This is a genomic window from uncultured Pseudophaeobacter sp. (genome assembly GCA_905479575.1).
Lineage (GTDB): Bacteria > Pseudomonadota > Alphaproteobacteria > Rhodobacterales > Rhodobacteraceae > Pseudophaeobacter.
In genome coordinates this window covers 1-17736 of sequence record CAJQNB010000015.1, presented here as the reverse complement: position 1 = coordinate 17736, position 17736 = coordinate 1, and the positions used below count along the sequence as shown (strand labels likewise).

The window sequence follows — 17736 nt, the reverse complement described above, 5'->3', positions numbered from 1 at the left end:
GACGTGGTCGAGGCCCTCGGCCTGTTGACCCGCATCCCGGTAAACGCATCCCGCAATCGCGCCGTTCAGTCGGCCTGGGCTTGGCCAATTGCAGGTGTGATCGTCGCCTTTGTCGCCGTGCTTACCGGCTGGATCGCCACGCTATTAGGCGTCCCGCCAATGATGGCTGCGGCGTTGACCCTCGTCACTCAAATTGTAGCCACCGGCGCGCTGCACGAGGATGGTCTGGCTGACTGCGCCGACGGCTTTTGGGGCGGTTTGGACCGGGCCAAACGGCTCGCGATTATGAAAGACAGCCGCATCGGTACCTACGGCGTGGTCGTACTGGTGTTGTCACTACTACTTCGATGGAGTGCGATTACCATCCTCATCGAGCAGCATTTTCTGCTCGGCGGGCTGGTCACAGCGGCGGCCTTGTCGCGTGTGCCAATGGTCGCCTTAATGGGGCTTGTGGAGCCCGCCCGCCCAGATGGCTTGTCCCATTCTGTCGGCAGACCCACCCACGAATCCCTGCTCTTGGCCAGCGCCGCCGCCATGGCCAACGCAATGCTGTTCGCTGGGTTTGCGGCGATACCCGTCGCCGTGATTGTCGCAGGACTGAGCTTCGGCACCGCACGGATCGCCAGCCAAAAGATCGGCGGGCAAACCGGTGACGTCCTGGGTGCCAGTCAGCAAATCGCGGAAATCGCCGCTTTGGTCACACTGGTTTCGATCCTGTGAACAGACAAAAGCCGCCGTCTTTTCAGACGACGGCTTCTAAATGGGGTTTGAGGTTTTCTTAAGCCGCAGCCGCGCGCGACATCAAAACGTCACCAATCTGCTTTTGCGCGTCCAGCTCATCGCCGCCGCCCACTGCTGCAACCTCGCGGGTTAACCGTTCAAGTGCTGCTTCGTAAAGCTGACGCTCCGAATAGCTCTGCTCGCGCTGGTCATCGGTCCGGTGCAAATCCCGCACCACTTCTGCGATCGCGATCAGATCACCTGAGTTGATCTTTTGCTCATATTCCTGCGCCCGGCGAGACCACATGGCGCGTTTGACCTTGGCCTTGCCTTTGAGGGTTTTCATCGCCTGATTGATCACATCCGGCGAGCTGAGCGAGCGCATACCCACTTCGATGGCCTTGTTGGTTGGCACCCGCAGGGTCATCTTGTCCTTTTCAAAGGTGATCACGAAAAGCTCCAGCGCAAAGCCGGCCACTTCCTGCTCCTCAACCGAGATGATCTGTCCAACACCATGGGCCGGATAAACCACATATTCGTCGGGACGGAATGCGAGCTTCTTCGATTTTGTCATACAGGTCTTTCCTTACGCTAGAGGCCGGGCAGCGCCAGAGGCAACTATCCGACACAACAACGGCAACGCTATCGCCCCTGAACTGCATCGCAGGTCAGACGCTCTATCGTCACCGTGGGTCAATCCCCAGGCCGCGCGCTACATCAAAAATGCCACGCGAGATGGGTTTCATTTTCATATACATCTGTGCAGACCATATCACAAAATGCCCCCCTTCGAAAGACGAGGGGAGCCCTGTTCCTGCCAATCGCAGGTGAAAATCACCGTTTTCAGGTGGTTTTCGGCAAAAAACTGGTCATGTTTTCCAACCCACCCCGAGATTCGGAGACGCTTACCCGCCCTCGCCGGGGGCCTCGGAGAAGTATTTCTCAAGCTTGCCCTCTTCGCCGTCACGCTCTTCAGCCTCCGGCATCGGGTCTTTTTTGGAGACAATCACCGGCCACATCTCAGAGTATTTGCGGTTGAACTCAACCCATTTATCCATGTCTGGCTCGGTGTCTGGGCGAATGGCATCGGCCGGGCATTCCGGTTCGCAAACACCACAGTCGATGCATTCATCCGGGTGGATCACCAGGGTGTTTTCCCCCTCGTAGAAACAATCTACCGGGCACACCTCTACACAATCGGTGTATTTGCAGGCGATGCAGTTATCCGTAACGACGTAGGTCATGCGGGCTTTGTCCCATTTGCTGTTTGGCAACTAGCTAGTTCAGACTCGCTTCATCTTCAAGATGTCACGTGAAGTCCTGTTGCCTGGAAAGGTCAAGCGCCCTGCGAGATTTCTTGTCTGGCCGCCCTTTTCCCTCAAATCGCGGATTTGCAGGCAGGATGTCCTGTTTTGGCGTCTTATCAAGATAAAGGGTCTGCGCCTCGGGGGCGGGTCCGCGGCGGGTGCCGATGGCGACAACTTCGACCACCCGAATCTGTCGCCCCTGTGGAAAGCTCAGAACATCACCTGAGGTGACGCTCTGAGCCGTTTTTGTGATCTTGCTGCCGTTCAGGCGAAGATGTCCGGCGCTGATCTGTTTGGCGGCCAGGCTGCGGGTTTTGAAGAACCGCGCATGCCAGAGCCACTTGTCGACCCGGATTTTCTCCGCCTTTGGCTGCATCCGGGATCAGTCGCCTTGCTTCAGCCCCATCAGAGCTGCCGCAAAGGGGTTGTCCGGATCGATCTGCTTTTCTTTCTTTGGAGGCCGGGCGGAATAGGTCTTGCTGCCCTGTTGTTGCGGGCGACCTCCCTTTTTACCACCGGGTTTGCCAGCAGGGCGCCCACCGGGCTTGCCGCCACTGCGCTCACCCGAGCGACCCTGACCGCGCGGTTTACCACCGCGACGCTCCTGGCCATCCTGTCCAGCAGCAGCTTCGGCGTTTTGGCTTACACCGCCCCCCTGGCCACGACGCTGGCCACGGTTGCCACCGCCCTGACGGGCGCGACCACCCCAAGCGAAGGTATAAAAGACCTCCATCTCGGCCGGGGCTTCGACAGAATCTTCAGCAGGCGCGTCAGCCGGAGCATCTGCGGCTGCGTCGGCGGTCTCTGCTTTGGCCTCCTCGACAGGTGCCTCCTCTGGCGCAGCGGGGGCCTCTTCAGGAGCCTCAGCTACAGGCGCGTCCTCAGGTTTGGCCTCCACCTCAACGGCAGGCGCCTCTTCGGACTTGGCTTCCGCCTCTTCGGCAGGAGCAGCCTCTTTGGGCGCTTCGGGAGCTGCTTTGACCTTGGCCCGTTCGCCTTTTTCGGCGCGATAGCCCAGACCCTGCATCAGATCGGCAAATTGCTCCAGCGTCATGCCGGTAATCGACAACATATCCGCCTTGGCTTCAAAGCCACCGCGGCTGTCTTCGGCGCGCAACATATCAGCCAAACGCTCCAGCATGTCGATGCGGATCATCCGCTCGCCCGCTTCGCGGTAGCCGGCCATGGTATCGTAGCCCTGCGGCGCATCCTTGGCGGCGGGCACGGTGACCAGACCGGGAGGCGGCGCTTCGGGGAATTCCTGCACACCGTTGGCAAGCGACCACAGCACCAGACGCAGACGCGTCGGCGCGGGTTTCAGCAACAGCGGCATGAAGATGGTGAACTGGCCAAACCGAATACCGTGTTTGCGCAGCGCGCCACGGGCCTCTTGATCCAGATCTTTGACTTCCTGCATCACGGTGTGACGCGGCAGCAGGCCAAGACCTTCGACCAGACGGAAGGCAAAGCCACGGGCCAGACCTGTCAATTCTTCGTCTTTTTGCAGATTGATCAGCGGTTCAAACAGCGCCTGCACCTTGCGAGAGATGAAATGCTGCAGGCGGCGTTCAACCTTTTGTGCAACATCCGCACCAGCGGCGTCATCCACAAAGACCTCAACCATCGGGTTGAGCGGATCAGCACCCGCCACCAGTTTACCAACGGCAGCGTCGCCCCACATCAGGCCACCCTGTTCGGTGAAGTCGATCTCGGTATCGGGTGCATTATAAAACCGGTCTGCGCGCAAATGGAATTGCGGCGCCAGCGCCTGCAGCGAGGCAGACTTTAATGTCTTTGCCTCCGCTCCTTGTGCGCTTTTATCCGGGGTAAACCGGAACCCGTCCAACCGTCCGACAAATTCGCCTTCGACGGTCACTTCACCCTTGTCATTCACTTCGGCCAAAAGGGCCTCCTTCTGTTTGAGCCGCCGCAGAAGCACGGATGTGCGCCGGTCCACAAATCTTTGAGTCAAGCGCTCGTGCAGCGCATCTGACAACCTGTCTTCTACAGCGCGAGTCACGCCACGCCAATGGCTTTCGTCACGCAGCCAATTTTTACGCTGAGAGACATAGGTCCAGGTACGAATAAAGGCCAGACGCTTGGAAAGTGTGTCAATATCGCCATCCGTGCGGTCAATCCGCTTGATCTGACGGGCCAGCCAGTCGTCGGGAACCACGCCACCGCCGTGCAAATATTCAAAAATACCGCCAATCAGCGCCGCATGCTCCCCATGGGAGATACCGCGAAAGTCGGGAATACGACACACGTCCCACAGCAGGCGCACCGATTGCGCATTGGTTGTGCGCGAAATTATGCCGCTGTCGCGCGACAGGTATTTCAATGCGCCCAGGTCATCTGCTTCGCGGGCGCGCACCAGCACCTCATCCTGTGGCGATGATTCGAGCGAACGGATCAGGGCCTCAACCGTCCCAAACTGCAGATCTGTCGACCGCCAGTTGAGCTTTTTCAATGGCGTAAAGCGGTGTTCCATGATGGCTTCAGCCACCTCATCCTCCAGGGGGCGCGCATCCCCGGTGACGCCAAAACTGCCGTGGCTCATACCGCGCCCGGCCCGCCCGGCAATCTGCGCCAGCTCGTTTGGCGCCAGGGGGCGCATGCGTCGCCCGTCAAATTTGGATGTCGCGGAAAAGGCCACATGGTCGATATCCAGGTTCAGCCCCATACCAATGGCATCTGTCGCCACCAGATAATCGACCTCACCGTTTTGATAGAGCTCAACCTGGGCATTGCGGGTGCGCGGAGACAGCGCCCCCATAACAACCGCAGCCCCGCCTTTTTGCCGCTTCAACAGCTCGGCGATGGCGTAGACATTATCAACCGAGAAGCCAACGATGGCGGTGCGCGGTGGCATCCGGCTGATTTTCTTGGAGCCACCATAGACCAGTTCGGACATCCGCTCGCGACGCAGAAACTCCACCTCTGGCACCAGCGCCTTGATCGGCCCGCGCATGGTATCGGCGCCCAGAAACAAGGTTTCATTGGTGCCACGAGAGTGCAGCAACCGTTCGGTAAAGACATGGCCGCGCTCGGGATCGGCACAAAGCTGAATTTCGTCAATCGCCAGGAAATCACAGCCCATGCCCGGCGGCATCGCCTCAACCGTGCAGATCCAGTATTTTGCCCGGGGCGGCACGATGCGCTCTTCGCCGGTGACCAGCGCCACCACCGAGGGGCCGCGAATGGCGACGATTTTATCATAGACCTCGCGCGCCAACAGCCGCAGGGGAAAGCCCATGATGCCGGTGCGATAGCCCAGCATCCGTTCAATCGCGTAATGTGTTTTGCCGGTATTTGTCGGCCCCAAAACCGCCAAGATCCGCGATGCGCCTGCCATCTGATCAGCCCTTGTTCTGCCTCTTTCCTACAGGTCGAGTGTGACACTACGGAATCAGGTCGGCTTAAAGATCCTTGCCTGCAACCTCGGGCCGCAGACGCTCCAGCGCGCTGAGTACTTCTTCGTGGTGGGGATGTATAGCCTTGGCACGCAAATAGGCCTCATAGGCGCGTTTGGGGTCGCGGAACTGTTCAAACACCGTCCCCAAGGCATAGATCGCATTGTAATCATTCGGGTTCAGCGCCAAAGCCCGTTCGAGATCCGCAACCGAAGGCCCATAGGCCCCCATTGCGTGATAGGCGCGGGCCCGTTCATACCAACCGCGGGCAAAATCCGGCGCGTGATCCGTCAGCGCCGTAAGATGTTCAATCGCCGCTAGAAAATCACCTTTGGTCATGGCCTCAACAGCGCGCGACAACAAAAGGTCCATCGCCGCAGAGCCGCTTTTGCGCCAGAGCGCCTGCAACTCCCGATCGACCCCCCGCGCGCTTGCGGCATCAGCGGAAACCAGCTGATCCAACAGGTCAGATTCCGCTGAACTTTCGCCCGCAGCGATTGCAAAAGGCATGGAAATCGTGACTGTAAGCAGCGTTGCCGCCACGATAGCTTTGAGGTTCAAGTGATTTACGATCATGATGAGCCAGTGTAACCCTGTGCCGCGTTTTTTCTAGTGCTGGAAGCAGGGGCTTCACACAAAATTGCAGTTTCCCGTGCGCGGGGCCGCACAATGACACCGCTGTGCACCCCGCTGCACCATGATCAAAGGAAGACCCAAATGAGCGACACACTCGAACAAGCCGCCGCCGCCATGAACGAAAAAATGGCTGGCAGTGATTTCTCTGCCACCGCAAAATTTGCCATCGAAGGCCTTGGCTCCATTGTGCTGGACGGCAATGGCGCCCGCGTCAGCGACGACGAGGCAGATGTCACCATGTCCGCCGATGCAGAGACCTTTCAGGGCATCCTGACCGGAGAGGTGAACCCAACCAGCGCCTTTATGTCCGGCAAACTCACCATCGACGGTGACATGGGCACAGCCATGCAGCTGGCATCGGCGCTGGCCTAATGGACAAAAGCCTGATGGACCTGACCCCCGCGCCCTATTTTGCTGAAATCGCAGAAGGACCCAAAACCGGACAGGCCCATTGGGCAACCACTAATGACGGGTTGCGCATTCGCGTCGGTCACTGGCTGCCAACCGGGGATGAGCCGGTAAAAGGCCCAGTAATAAAAGGCCCAGTAAAAGGCACTGTGCTGATCTTTCCCGGCCGCACCGAATATGTCGAAAAATATGGCCCCGCCGCCGCTGATTTCAACCAGCGCGGCTATGCCGCTTTGGCAGTGGATTGGCGTGGACAGGGGCTGGGCGAACGCATGCTTGCGGATCGCCGCCTGGGTCACGTGGAAGAATTTGGCGACTTTCAAAAAGACGTGGCAGCGGTTGTGAAGCTGGCCAAGCAGCTAAAACTGCCGGAACCCTGGTATCTCTTGGGCCATTCCATGGGCGGTGCCATTGGCCTGCGCGCCCTGATGGAGGGCCTGCCGGTCAAGGCCTGCGCCTTTTCTGCGCCCATGTGGGGCATCCTCATCCCCAACACCATGAAGCCCGTAGCCCGGGTCCTTGGTGGCCTGGCGCCCGTTTTAGGAATGGGCGACAAGCGCGTCCCGACAACGACCCAGGGCCATTATGTGGAAACCGCGCCCTTCAAGGGCAACACCCTGACCAATGATCCGGCGATGTATCAATTGATGATTGACCAGCTGAAGGCGCAGCCCGATCTGGTCTTGGGCGGGCCCACCATCAACTGGTTGAGCGAAGGGCTGAAGGAATGCGAAACACTGGCCGAGCGCCCCTCACCGGTATTGCCCTGCCTCACCTTTCTTGGCGCGCAAGAGCAGATCGTCAACAGCGCGGCGGTCAAAGATCGCATGGCGCGCTGGCCCGGTGGCGAGTTGGACCTGATTGATCCGGCGCAGCACGAGATCGTGATGGAGGGCCAGGAGACGCGCCGCAGGGTTTTTGACAAGATGACCCAGCTGTTTGACCAATACCGGTAGCTGGGCCACTACACAGGCCACTAGCCAGACCACGGGTGAGACAACGGCGTGTTACGCCTGCGGATACGGGACCAACACCGCCTTGGCGGTTGCTGTAAATTCGCATCACCAAATCTGCCCCGTCCCGAATTTCGGCGCGGGGCTTTGCTTGTGATCCGCCCCTGTGCCCCTTAGATGTTGTGCAACGCCATAACAGAGATGCCCGCCAAGGAGCCCCCATGTTGCAACTCCCCTTTCCCGTCCGTGATGCCCTCGTCCGTGATGCCAATGCCAGCTCTGGTTCTGATGAGCTGGGCAATCTGCCGGTCTGGGATCTCACCGATCTCTATGCCTCCGATGACGCGCCAGAGCTGTCTCGCGATCTGGACTGGCTGGAGCAGGAATGCAGCTCCTTTGCCGCAGATTACCAAGGTAAGCTGGCCGATCTGGATGCCGCCGGCCTGCTGAACTGCGTGCTGCGCAACGAAAAGATCAATTCCATTGCCGGGCGCATCATGTCCTATGCCGGTCTGCGCTATTACCAGCTGACCACGGATGCGGACCGCACCAAATTCATGTCCGACATGCAGGAGAAGATCACCATCTTCACCACGCCGCTGGTGTTTTTCACTTTGGAAATCAACCGCATTGAAGACGAGGCTCTGGACGCGCATTTTGCCGCCAATGCGGATCTTGCCCGCTACAAACCTGTGTTTGACCGCATCCGCGCCATGAAGCCCTATCAGCTCTCGGATGAGCTGGAGCGCTTCCTGCATGATCTGGGCGTGGTGGGCGACGCCTGGGAGCGGCTGTTCGACGAAACCATTGCTGGCTTGACCTTTCAGGTCGAGGGCCAGGAGCTGAACATCGAAGGCACCCTGAGCCTGCTGACCGAACAGGATCGCAGCAAACGCGAAGCCGCCTCGCGCGAATTGGCGCGGGTGTTTCAGGCCAATGTCAAAACCTTTGCCCGCGTCCACAACACCCAGTCCAAGGAAAAGGAAATCATGGACCGCTGGCGTGGCATGCCGACACCGCAAACTGGCCGCCATTTGTCCAATGATGTGGAACCCGAAGTGGTCGAGGCCCTGCGCGAAGCTGTGGTTGCCGCCTACCCCAAGCTGTCGCACCGCTATTACGAGCTGAAACGCAAATGGCTGGGGCTGGACCGCATGCAGGTCTGGGACCGCAACGCGCCGCTGCCGATGGAAGACAGCCGCGTCGTCGACTGGGCGCAGGCCGAAAAAACCGTGATGGAGGCTTATGAGGCCTTTGATCCGCGCATGGGGGAGCTGGCCGCGCCGTTTTTCTCCAAGGGCTGGATTGATGCGGGCGTCAAACCCGGCAAGGCCCCCGGTGCCTTTGCCCACCCCACCGTCACCGATGTGCACCCCTATGTGATGCTGAACTATCTGGGCAAGCCACGGGACGTGATGACCCTGGCCCATGAGCTGGGCCATGGCGTGCATCAGGTGCTGGCCGCCCAACAGGGCGAGATGCTCTCCTCAACGCCGCTGACCCTGGCCGAAACCGCCAGTGTATTTGGCGAGATGCTCACCTTCCGCAAAATGCTGGACGGGGCAGAAACCAAAGAGCAGCGCAAGATCCTGCTGGCCGGCAAGGTTGAGGACATGATCAACACCGTGGTGCGCCAGATTGCCTTTTATGACTTTGAATGCAAACTGCATGCGGCCCGCGCTGACGGCGAACTCACCCCGGATGACATCAACGCCCTGTGGATGTCGGTGCAGGCCGAATCCTTGGGTGAAGCCTTTGACTTCATGGAGGGCTACGAGACCTTCTGGTGCTATGTGCCGCATTTTGTGCACTCGCCCTTCTATGTCTATGCCTATGCCTTTGGCGACGGCTTGGTGAACGCGCTGTATTCGGTCTACGCTGAGGGTGGCGAGGGCTTTGAGGACAAGTACTTTGACATGCTCAAGGCCGGTGGCTCCAAGCATCACAAAGAGCTGCTTGCCCCCTTTGGTCTTGATGCCTCGGACCCCAAGTTCTGGGACAAGGGCCTGTCGATGATTTCTGGCATGATTGATGAGCTGGAAGCCATGGAGGACTAATGGCGCTGGAGCTGCGCCCAATCCCCGCGCGCGACTATGATCTTGTGCGTCACATCGCCGTGGCGCCGGATCAGGTCCTGTTTTCGGGCACCATAGCGCAGGCTTTCAATACCGCTGAGGATGGCGTGGATTTCCACGCCATCTTTTTTCAGGGTGCCGCTGTTGGTTTTTTCAAAATTGACCGGGCCTATGGCCTCGCCCAGGGGCTCGAGCTGGGGCTGCGGGGGTTTATGATTGATCACCTCTACCAGCAAAAGCGCTACGCCACGCGGGCCTTGCAGGCCATGCCCGACTATCTGCGCCACCATTATCCAAATCACACCGGCCTGGTTCTGACCGTGGATTTGCACAATCTCACTGCCATCAGCCTCTATCGCAAGACCGGCTTTACCCAGGCCCAAGACTTGCACTTTGGCGGGCTGTTTGGCCTGCAACTGGTGATGCGCATGGCCCTGCCCGGGGCAGAGCGTTTGGATTTAGGGGACAGGCGAGCACAATGAACCACCCAGCCCTGCCTGCCCTGCCAGCTGAGTTGATTTCGACGTTCCAGATCACCCGCGTCTTGTCACTGCAAGAGGTGCCGCGGGCACAGATCTGGCATGTGGAAACGCAGCGCCATGGTCAGGCGGCTTTGAAACTCTACACTGCAGGGCATATGGGCAACGAAGCCAGTGGCTTTCCCTTCCTGGCCGCATTGCAAGGCCCTGTGGCGCAGATCTACCAGGTCGCCCAGAACGCTGTGTTGATGGAATGGTTGCCGGGGCCTTCGCTGGGGGATATCGCCCGCAATGGCGGGCAGGCAGAGGCAGATACCGCTCTGGCTCAGGTCGCCGCGGACATTCACACCCAAACCAAAGCGTTAAAACTGCCCGGCTTGACGCCTCTTGCCGCCTGGTTCAAAGCCCTGCGCGCGCCTGCAGCTGACCTGAACCTGACCGGCCAAGCCCTCCGCACAGTACAACAGGCGCAAAGCCTGGCAGAGGCCCTGCTGGCCAACCAAGAAGACATTCGCCCGTTGCATGGGGATCTGCATCACCAGAACATTCGTCAGGGCACAGGCGGCTATTGCGCGTTTGATGCCAAGGGGCTGATTGGCGAGCGCTGCTATGAATTGGCCAATGCCTTTCGCCATCCCAAAGGTCTGGAACAGGACATATATAGCGCCGATCTGATTGCCCGGCGCGCAAGGCTCTGGGGACAGGTCTTTGACGTGTCACCAAAGCGCCTGCTGCAATGGTCCTGTGCAAAAACTGCCTTGTCCCTGGTCTGGCGACAGGGGGCGGATCTGCAACACGACCCCGAACTGATCCTGTTGGAGCGGCTGCTGGTTCAGCACTCCAGGTTTTAAGGATCGGGCACTATTTCCCCTCTTCGCGAGCTCCGCGTCTGGAAACGCCACCCCGACTACCTGAGCATTTCTGTCAACTATTTGTTTTTGTTCGATTTTTCTGAAATCATGATTGACGACTCACTCTGACAGCCCTATCCATAAGACAAGAACCGCAGCCCGCCAGATCGTCAGGCAGCAAGCAGCAAGCCACTCCAGCCAGTCCGGGCTTTGCCAGGACACGCCAGACAGCCAGCCATGCCAGCAACTTACCGATCTTAGCCAGCCCGCTTTTCAGCCAGCCCATCTAGTAGCCAGCCGTTTTTAGCCAGCCTGCTGTTTAGCCAGCACGTTCTGCGTGTTCGCTTTGGGGATCTCGCTTTCTGCGCTGATCCTCTGCGACTTTAGCTAGGGTTTGATCGTCGCCATCGCAGCGGCTCCGCCAGCCCCCGCACCCGCCGCACCCCCTCGCCCGCCAGCCTTTTTGCCAGCCCGCCAGGTTCTGCGCCAGTTCCGCTGAACACCCGACCTTGGCGCGGGTCCAGCTCAGCCAGCTGCCCTGCAACCATACAGGGTGCCAGCCTCCCGCCAGATGTAGCGCCCCAAACAAAAAAACGGGCGGCCCCAATGGGACCGCCCGCTTGTGAACCCAGCTATCAGAGCCGGTTAATGTGCTGCCAGCATGCCCTTAGCCGAGGCCAGCTCAAGCATTTTCTTTTGCAGTTTTTCAAAGGCCCGCACCTCGATCTGGCGGATCCGCTCCCGGCTCACGCCGTATTCTGCGCTCAACTCTTCCAGAGTCTGCACCTTCTCCGCCAGACGACGCTGGGTGAGAATATCCTTTTCCCGGTCGTTCAGCACGTCCAGGGCCTGGGCCAACAGCTCACGACGGGCTTCCAGCTCATCGCGAGCCTCATAGTCACCAGCCTGGTCGGCGTCTTCATCCTCAAGCCAGTCCTGCCACTGCATAGTGCCCTCGCCCTCGCTGCCAACAGTGGCATTGAGAGAGGCGTCGCCACCGGACATCCGGCGGTTCATTGAGACCACTTCGTCCTCGGTCACCCCAAGGTCATGGGCAATCCTGGCAACGTTTTCGGGGCGCAGATCCCCCTCTTCCAGGGCACCGATACGGGCCTTGGCCTTGCGCAGGTTAAAGAACAGTTTCTTTTGCGCCGAGGTTGTGCCCAGCTTGACCATCGACCAGGAGCGCAGGACATATTCCTGGATCGAGGCGCGGATCCACCACATGGCATAGGTCGCCAGACGGAAGCCTTTTTCGGGATCAAAGCGTTTCACCGCCTGCATCAAACCGACATTGGCCTCAGAGATCACTTCGGCCTGCGGCAGACCATAGCCCCGGTAGCCCATAGCGATCTTGGCCGCCAGACGCAGGTGCGAGGTCACCATCCGATGCGCCGCACCAGAGTCCTCTTTTTCCACCCAGGCCTTGGCCAACATGTATTCTTCTTCTGGTTCCAGCAGCGGGAACTTACGGATTTCTTGCATATAGCGGTTCAACCCGCCTTCGGGGGTCGGTGCGGGCAGATTTGCATAATTAGCCATTCAAACGGTCCCTCCCAAGATGTTTATGGACTTAACATTGATCATATGGGTTAACGCTAAACGCCTTTCAAGGGGCGCCTGCAAGTACGCTTTTATATTTCAGCCGACGAAACATCTGTGACCTTTGACACATAACCCAAAAGAAAATCACCTTTCTCCATAAAATTGTCTTTTCCCGCCCTACTGCCTTGCCGCGACCAAAAACTGGGCAAACTGCCGGGCAAAGACTGTTTTGCGGCTGGAAACCCCCAGAGTTCGGAACACCTCCGGCGCGTTGCGCAGAGGCCGGACAGTGACACCCCCATGGATGCCGTCATGGGACATCGGCACAAAGGCCACCCCCAACCCGGCAGCGACAAGATCCAGAACCTGCTGATCATGCAAAGCCTGCGCTGGTGGCAAGGGTATTAACCCCTGCTCGTCCGGCATGCTGTCTGCATTGGGACAATAGGGCCGATGAATACGGGCCTCGTCTCTCAAATCCGCCAGATCAACACTGCTCCCGGCTACCAGAACATGTGCCTGCGGCAGAGCGACTCCGTAGCTTTCTGTGCGCAGCGGGAAAAAGTCATGGCCTGCAGGGACGCAGCCTTCACTGATCAGGGCCAGATCTGCCTCTTCCAGCACGGGGGCAAAGGACAGATAGGTCTCTGGGTGCGCCAACCTGAGTGCGCGAAACCCGGCCGTAAAGGACGCCAGCAGGACATCCGGCGGGCAGTGAATGCGCAACAGGCGCCGCTCGCTGGTCTGCAACCGCTGCACCATCCCAGACAACTGCGCCACGCTGCCCGCTGCCTCGGCATAGAGCCGCTCCCCCAGCGGCGTCACGGTCAGGCCGCGCCGGTGCCGATAGAACAGGTCGCCCCCCATCAGGTCCTCAAGCTTTTGAATCGCTGCCGAGACCGTCGGCTGGCTCACCCCATTGGCCCTGGCCGCATGGCTGAACGAGCCCATCTCCAGGGCGCTCATAAAGTATCGGAGCGGCGTGAGTTCTAACATAGGTAAAACCTATACAAAGGATAGTTAACCCCAGAATATCATATACCAGAAAGGTCTGCCATCTCTTTTGCTCACCGTAACCCTGTTCAAAGGACTGTCAAAATGAACACCACCGCTGCCCCCACCAAAACACCCGTCAGTGCGATTGAAACCCTGCTGCGCAAATTCGTCGCCGGCGATCCCGCCCTGGTGACCTATATGGCTGACGATATTGATTTTCGCATTGACCACTTTCACGATGAAGCGGATGTGAGCTGGCAGGTCGGCAAAGGCCTTGCGGATATCGCCACCATCCTCACCCGCTTGGGAACAGAGGTCTTTCCAAAAGGCACAGAAGCCCTGTCGATCGCAACACAGCCGCTGCCGCAAGAAGGATGGATGCTCACCACGTTTGAACAAAAGTTTTTCTATGGGGTGCGCGGTCGCATGTGCACCAGCGCCACGCTGATCCTGTCCCATGAGACGGACGGCAAGGTGGATTTCTTCCGCGAAACCGTCACCAATGTGATTGATTGCCCTGACACAGCCGCGATCTAGACCCTACGCAGCCACCGCAATGGGTGCCGATCTATGCGGCAGCCATTGTCAGGGCATGCCACAAAGCCACACCGGGCTGCACGGCGGGCTTCACCCCCGCCGTGCAGCCCAAACATAAAAACAGAGATCCCCCCCAGATCAGCCCGCGACAGGGGGCAGACGCAGCGCCTCGATCAGATCGCTCATGTCCTGGGGAAGCGGCGCTTCAAACCGCATCTCCGCGCCGCTGACCGGGTGCACAAAACCCAGGACCGCCGCATGCAGGGCCTGCCGGGGAAAACTCTGCACAGCGGCAATCGCCGCTGGGGTCAGGGATTTGGCGGCAAGTTTGCGTTTGCCGCCATAGGTCGGATCGCCAACCAGGCCATGGCCCGCATGGGCCATATGGACCCGGATCTGATGGGTACGCCCCGTTTCCAGCCAGCATTCGATCAGGGCAGCCACCGGCGGCTGGCCAAAGGGCGCGACAATGCGGGCACGGGTCACCGCATGGCGCCCGCCCTGGAACAACACGGCCTGACGCTGGCGGTCAAATTTGTGCCGCGCCAGTTGTGTTGTCAGTTTCAGAATGTTGCCCGGTTCAAAACTGGTGCCCTTTACCCCCCGCAGTCGCGGATCATTGGCATCAGGCACCCCATAGCAAAGAGCCCGGTAATAGCGCTCCACCGTGTGTTTCTCAAACTGCCGCGCCAGCCCCTGATGGGCCACATCCGATTTGGCCACCACCAAAAGCCCGGAGGTCTCTTTGTCGATACGGTGCACAATGCCGGGGCGCTTGACCCCGCCCACACCAGAGAGGTTTTCGCCGCAGTGATGCAGCAAGGCATTGACCAGAGTTCCCGATGGTGTCCCTGGTGCCGGATGCACCACCATACCCGCAGGTTTATTGATCACGATCAGATCGCCATCCTCAAAGATCACATCCAGGGTAATATCTTCGGGACCGATGTGACTGTCCTCGGCCTCCTCCACGGTGATGGAGATCAGCGCCCCTTCAACCACCCGGGCCTTGGCGTCGCGCACCACAGCGCCATCCATTGTCAGGCTGCCTGCCTCGATCAATCGGGCGAGCCGTGTACGTGACAATGCAGCTTCGGCTGGCACATCGCGCGAAACCGCTTTATCAAGCCTTTTAGGCGGGTCTTCCGCGATGATAAACTCAATCTGGCGGCTGCCCATGACTGATCCTTCCAAGCCTGAAATCCAAGACGAACCGCCGCAGCTGAAATTCCTGCGTCGACTGGTGACCACATTAACCGTGGTGATGATTGGCGGGCTTGTACTGGTTGTCAGCCTGCTTGTCATCCGCTTGTCTGCAGATAGCCCCACCCTGCCCAGCAAAATCACCCTGCCCGCCGGCACCACAGCCCAGGCGGTGACTTTTGGATCCGGCTGGATCGCGGTGGTGACCACGGACGATCAAATCCTGATTCTGGACCCAGACAACCAGGCAGTTCGCCAGGCGATAGACATCGAATAGCTGCGCGCCAATTGCGGGGCTGCTGAAGACAGAGGTCTTGTGCCTCTCTACGCAGTTGGTGCAGGCGCTGACCAGATCACTGGTAGACGCCCTAGCCTGTGTAGAGTGTGCTAAAACAGAAGGTGCGTTGGACCCAGAATGCCGGAGAACCGCTCCAACCTCTCTCTCACAGAAACCAGTAGTCAGTATTTGAGTGACACCTCCGCCCCGGCTCGAACGGGGGGATCTCCTGCTTCACAATCAAATGGTTTCCATTTATTTTCAACGCAGTTTGGATAATAGGCCTACCTAGTTTGGAGTGAAACTAGCGGCTATGGGCCACTGATACTCAGAGCCACATCCGGGTCGCGCCCTTGGAGTTGCCGGTTTGGCAAGGTTGTACTGACAGGCAGCAGCCAGCCCAATCAATACATTAAAGAAAGGCACAGTGCCGAAATTTCCGCAAGTGCGGAGACAACTGATCAATTTCACGAAAGCAGCCATTTCGTGAACGTTCCCGACCTTGGTTCATTCTGCGCCGCAAACGAGCGGAAGCAATCCGCAGAGAGCGTGCATTACAAGGTCCATTCGGCAGCCCCCGTCCGATCAGAAAATGAAATCGCTATGACCTAAGTCTGACATATCGACCCCCAGTACAGTTATCGTATTTCCCATACCATCCTGTATGACCACATCGTTACCGTCTTGAGACATATGGTGGTTGCGCAGATCTCGCAGGCCAGTAATTTCCTCCACACCCGACAAATCGATTTTCTCAGCGCGTTTGTGTTCGGAAAAATCACCAATGGTATCGTTTCCGAATGCTCCGGAGAAAACAAAGGTATCGGCTTGCCCCCCACCCTGCAAAAAATCATCACCTGAGCCGCCATTCAGGGTGTCTCGACCGTTATTACCGTACAGACGATCATTGCCCTTATTGCCGAATAGCTGATCCTGCCCAGAGTTTCCAAATAGCCGATCGCGACCGGCTGCTCCGGAAAGCTGATCGTTATCTGATCCCGCCCGAATAATGTCGTTTCCGCGACCTCCATTGAGAGTGTCGTCGCCAGCACCACCGATGAGCCGGTCACGGCCACCCAAGCCCGAGAGATTATCGTCCCCCCCCAAGGCGTTGATGCTATCACGTCCCTGGGTGCCTCTTAGAACATCGTCACCTTCTGAGGCGGTATTGGCACCGCTGTTGTAGGTTTCAGACGCCAGAAAGCCCTGGCCGATTTGCGCGTTGTTGACCTCGGCTATACTGGCAACAAAAACGGTGTCTTCACCAAAGTCTGATACGGTTCCCGCAGGTATGGTGATTTCTACAAAGGTATCACCAGCTTCGACGGTGAATGTCGCGTCAAACGTGGTTGCTGCACTGGAATAGTCGGAATCAGCCGCCGTTAGCGTTATGCTGCCAGAAATATCCCCCTCTGCTGCGGCATCTAGTGCGATGCGAACAGTGACTGAGGTTGCGCCAGACGCATCGCCTGCAGTCACCGCATCAACATTTGCGATAGCCGTCGGAGCGTCACCAATTGAGGCGGTCAGCGTATAGGCCCCAAAGGAGCCAAAATAAGTATCTGCCCTTACATAGTAGACCCCAGAAACCGAGGGCGAGAATGAATAGGTTGCGCCATTATCCCAGGCACTCGCACTCCAAGAGCCGCCGGTCAGAATGGGGTCTCCTGCAGCGTCCAAAATCTGGATTTCGGCACCTGATGTCGCACCATAGGGTGAGTCCGCCTGTGTCATGGCGAAATTATAGGTTTGCCCAGAAAAAACTTGGATCGCATAGTAGTCGGTTTCGCGTGTTCCTCCGGATCCGTTGATTACCCCAGAGATGGATGTGCCAAACTCAAGATCAGGAGCGCCGACCAATGTTCCGCCATCTTCATCCGGCACGTAGTCCGCAGCAATACCCACCATCGTTACCGAGTAACTGCCGTTTCCGGTCACACGTATGTCCGCAAAGTCTGATGGGTGTGTGCTGGTATAGGTTAGCGTATTGCCGTTTACTTGTGCGACGACCGGATTGCCATCATCCAGCATTTCAAAGGATACACCCTCGCCAGAGAGCACAAAAGTATAGGGTTGGCCAAATGCCATGGAGGTTCGAATGTAGTCCCCGGTATCGCTTCCTCCGACCGTGCCAGTGACGGTGTATCCGGGCTGAATATATCCGCCAAGGTTCTGACTAAAATCGAAGATGTCAGTCCGGTCGTGTCGCGAAGGTGGTGGAAATTTGAAGGTGGCGTAATCTCCGGGTGAACTGAACCCACCCAACCGGCGGCAGCAACCGCCAGGGAGATCACGCCATGAAGAACAATACCGACACTGCCGCGCTTTCGCTACTG

The 17736-nt window shown here is 58.4% G+C and carries 17 protein-coding genes; 8 read left to right on the top strand and 9 right to left on the bottom strand.

Annotation, left to right across the window (positions count from 1 at the left end):
- Positions 1–720, top strand: a 720-nt coding sequence (locus QZ268_RS05225; protein WP_295449103.1) for an adenosylcobinamide-GDP ribazoletransferase, incomplete at its 5' end; no start/stop codon positions are given.
- A 58-nt stretch (positions 721–778) separates the two neighbouring features.
- On the opposite strand, the gene QZ268_RS05220 is transcribed toward QZ268_RS05225, so the two are convergent.
- The 5 genes from QZ268_RS05220 to QZ268_RS05200 form a co-directional block, all read right to left on the bottom strand.
- Positions 779–1294: a CarD family transcriptional regulator gene (locus QZ268_RS05220; RefSeq protein WP_295449100.1), complete on the bottom strand. Its 516-nt coding sequence runs from the start codon at positions 1292–1294 to the stop codon at positions 779–781.
- A 331-nt stretch (positions 1295–1625) separates the two neighbouring features.
- Entirely contained in the window at positions 1626–1964 is a 339-nt protein-coding gene (fdxA, locus tag QZ268_RS05215; RefSeq protein ID WP_009809190.1) for a ferredoxin FdxA, read from the bottom strand.
- 64 nt (positions 1965–2028) lie between these two features.
- Entirely contained in the window at positions 2029–2403 is a 375-nt protein-coding gene (locus tag QZ268_RS05210; RefSeq protein WP_295449097.1) for an RNA-binding S4 domain-containing protein, read from the bottom strand.
- Between the two features lie 6 nt (positions 2404–2409).
- Positions 2410–5382 (bottom strand): helicase-related protein, encoded by a 2973-nt coding sequence (locus tag QZ268_RS05205; protein ID WP_295449094.1) that lies wholly within the window; start codon positions 5380–5382, stop codon positions 2410–2412.
- Positions 5383–5446: 64 nt separating this feature from the next.
- Positions 5447–6016 (bottom strand): tetratricopeptide repeat protein, encoded by a 570-nt coding sequence (locus QZ268_RS05200; protein ID WP_295449092.1) that lies wholly within the window; start codon positions 6014–6016, stop codon positions 5447–5449.
- A gap of 141 nt (positions 6017–6157) precedes the next feature.
- Here QZ268_RS05200 and QZ268_RS05195 point away from each other — a divergent pair, with 141 nt between their 5' ends.
- From QZ268_RS05195 to QZ268_RS05175, 5 genes are all read left to right on the top strand, one after another.
- Positions 6158–6448 carry an SCP2 sterol-binding domain-containing protein gene (locus QZ268_RS05195; RefSeq protein ID WP_295449089.1) on the top strand — a complete coding sequence of 97 codons (291 nt, stop codon included), beginning with the start codon at positions 6158–6160 and terminating at the stop codon, positions 6446–6448.
- Complete coding sequence (locus QZ268_RS05190; protein ID WP_295449086.1) at positions 6448–7440, top strand: alpha/beta hydrolase; 993 nt, start codon at positions 6448–6450, stop codon at positions 7438–7440. The genes QZ268_RS05195 and QZ268_RS05190 overlap by 1 nt, the downstream gene beginning before the upstream one ends.
- A 218-nt stretch (positions 7441–7658) precedes the next feature.
- A complete protein-coding gene (locus QZ268_RS05185; RefSeq protein WP_295449083.1) occupies positions 7659–9494 on the top strand; it encodes a M3 family oligoendopeptidase in 1836 nt (611 codons plus the stop codon).
- Entirely contained in the window at positions 9494–9994 is a 501-nt protein-coding gene (locus tag QZ268_RS05180; protein WP_295449080.1) for a GNAT family N-acetyltransferase, read from the top strand. Before QZ268_RS05185 ends, QZ268_RS05180 begins: the two co-directional genes overlap by 1 nt.
- Positions 9991–10842: an aminoglycoside phosphotransferase family protein gene (locus QZ268_RS05175; RefSeq protein WP_295449077.1), complete on the top strand. Its 852-nt coding sequence runs from the start codon at positions 9991–9993 to the stop codon at positions 10840–10842. Before QZ268_RS05180 ends, QZ268_RS05175 begins: the two co-directional genes overlap by 4 nt.
- Before the next feature lie 645 nt (positions 10843–11487).
- Here QZ268_RS05175 and rpoH read toward each other — a convergent pair.
- Together rpoH and QZ268_RS05165 are read right to left on the bottom strand one after the other, a co-directional pair.
- Entirely contained in the window at positions 11488–12384 is an 897-nt protein-coding gene (gene rpoH / locus QZ268_RS05170) for an RNA polymerase sigma factor RpoH (protein ID WP_295449074.1), read from the bottom strand.
- A 180-nt stretch (positions 12385–12564) separates the two neighbouring features.
- Complete coding sequence (locus QZ268_RS05165) at positions 12565–13383, bottom strand: LysR family transcriptional regulator (RefSeq protein ID WP_295449071.1); 819 nt, start codon at positions 13381–13383, stop codon at positions 12565–12567.
- Between the two features lie 102 nt (positions 13384–13485).
- Between QZ268_RS05165 and QZ268_RS05160 the strand changes: the two genes are divergently transcribed.
- Positions 13486–13920 (top strand): hypothetical protein, encoded by a 435-nt coding sequence (locus QZ268_RS05160; RefSeq protein ID WP_295449068.1) that lies wholly within the window; start codon positions 13486–13488, stop codon positions 13918–13920.
- A gap of 138 nt (positions 13921–14058) precedes the next feature.
- On the opposite strand, the gene QZ268_RS05155 is transcribed toward QZ268_RS05160, so the two are convergent.
- Complete coding sequence (locus tag QZ268_RS05155) at positions 14059–15099, bottom strand: RluA family pseudouridine synthase (RefSeq protein WP_295449065.1); 1041 nt, start codon at positions 15097–15099, stop codon at positions 14059–14061.
- Here QZ268_RS05155 and QZ268_RS05150 point away from each other — a divergent pair.
- On the top strand, positions 15098–15400 hold the full coding sequence (locus QZ268_RS05150; RefSeq protein WP_295449061.1) for a DUF6476 family protein: 303 nt from the start codon (positions 15098–15100) through the stop codon (positions 15398–15400). The two genes, QZ268_RS05155 and QZ268_RS05150, sit on opposite strands and share 2 nt — an antisense overlap.
- 585 nt (positions 15401–15985) lie before the next feature.
- Here the strand turns inward: QZ268_RS05150 and QZ268_RS05145 are convergent.
- A partial coding sequence (locus QZ268_RS05145; RefSeq protein WP_295449058.1) for a calcium-binding protein occupies positions 15986–17736 on the bottom strand: 1751 nt, incomplete at its 5' end.

Bases quoted from the DNA above. Each gene is read 5' to 3' on its own strand.
- QZ268_RS05220 (WP_295449100.1), bottom strand. From the start codon at position 1,294: ATGACAAAATCGAAGAAGCTCGCATTCCGTCCCGACGAATATGTGGTT.
- QZ268_RS05190 (WP_295449086.1), top strand. From the start codon at position 6,448: ATGGACAAAAGCCTGATGGACCTGACCCCCGCGCCCTATTTTGCTGAA.
- QZ268_RS05195 (WP_295449089.1), top strand. From the start codon at position 6,158: ATGAGCGACACACTCGAACAAGCCGCCGCCGCCATGAACGAAAAAATG.
- QZ268_RS05200 (WP_295449092.1), bottom strand. From the start codon at position 6,016: ATGATCGTAAATCACTTGAACCTCAAAGCTATCGTGGCGGCAACGCTG.
- QZ268_RS05175 (WP_295449077.1), top strand. From the start codon at position 9,991: ATGAACCACCCAGCCCTGCCTGCCCTGCCAGCTGAGTTGATTTCGACG.
- QZ268_RS05165 (WP_295449071.1), bottom strand. From the start codon at position 13,383: ATGTTAGAACTCACGCCGCTCCGATACTTTATGAGCGCCCTGGAGATG.
- QZ268_RS05150 (WP_295449061.1), top strand. From the start codon at position 15,098: ATGACTGATCCTTCCAAGCCTGAAATCCAAGACGAACCGCCGCAGCTG.
- QZ268_RS05160 (WP_295449068.1), top strand. From the start codon at position 13,486: ATGAACACCACCGCTGCCCCCACCAAAACACCCGTCAGTGCGATTGAA.
- QZ268_RS05180 (WP_295449080.1), top strand. From the start codon at position 9,494: ATGGCGCTGGAGCTGCGCCCAATCCCCGCGCGCGACTATGATCTTGTG.
- QZ268_RS05185 (WP_295449083.1), top strand. From the start codon at position 7,659: ATGTTGCAACTCCCCTTTCCCGTCCGTGATGCCCTCGTCCGTGATGCC.
- fdxA (WP_009809190.1), bottom strand. From the start codon at position 1,964: ATGACCTACGTCGTTACGGATAACTGCATCGCCTGCAAATACACCGAT.
- QZ268_RS05210 (WP_295449097.1), bottom strand. From the start codon at position 2,403: ATGCAGCCAAAGGCGGAGAAAATCCGGGTCGACAAGTGGCTCTGGCAT.
- rpoH (WP_295449074.1), bottom strand. From the start codon at position 12,384: ATGGCTAATTATGCAAATCTGCCCGCACCGACCCCCGAAGGCGGGTTG.
- QZ268_RS05155 (WP_295449065.1), bottom strand. From the start codon at position 15,099: ATGGGCAGCCGCCAGATTGAGTTTATCATCGCGGAAGACCCGCCTAAA.
- QZ268_RS05205 (WP_295449094.1), bottom strand. From the start codon at position 5,382: ATGGCAGGCGCATCGCGGATCTTGGCGGTTTTGGGGCCGACAAATACC.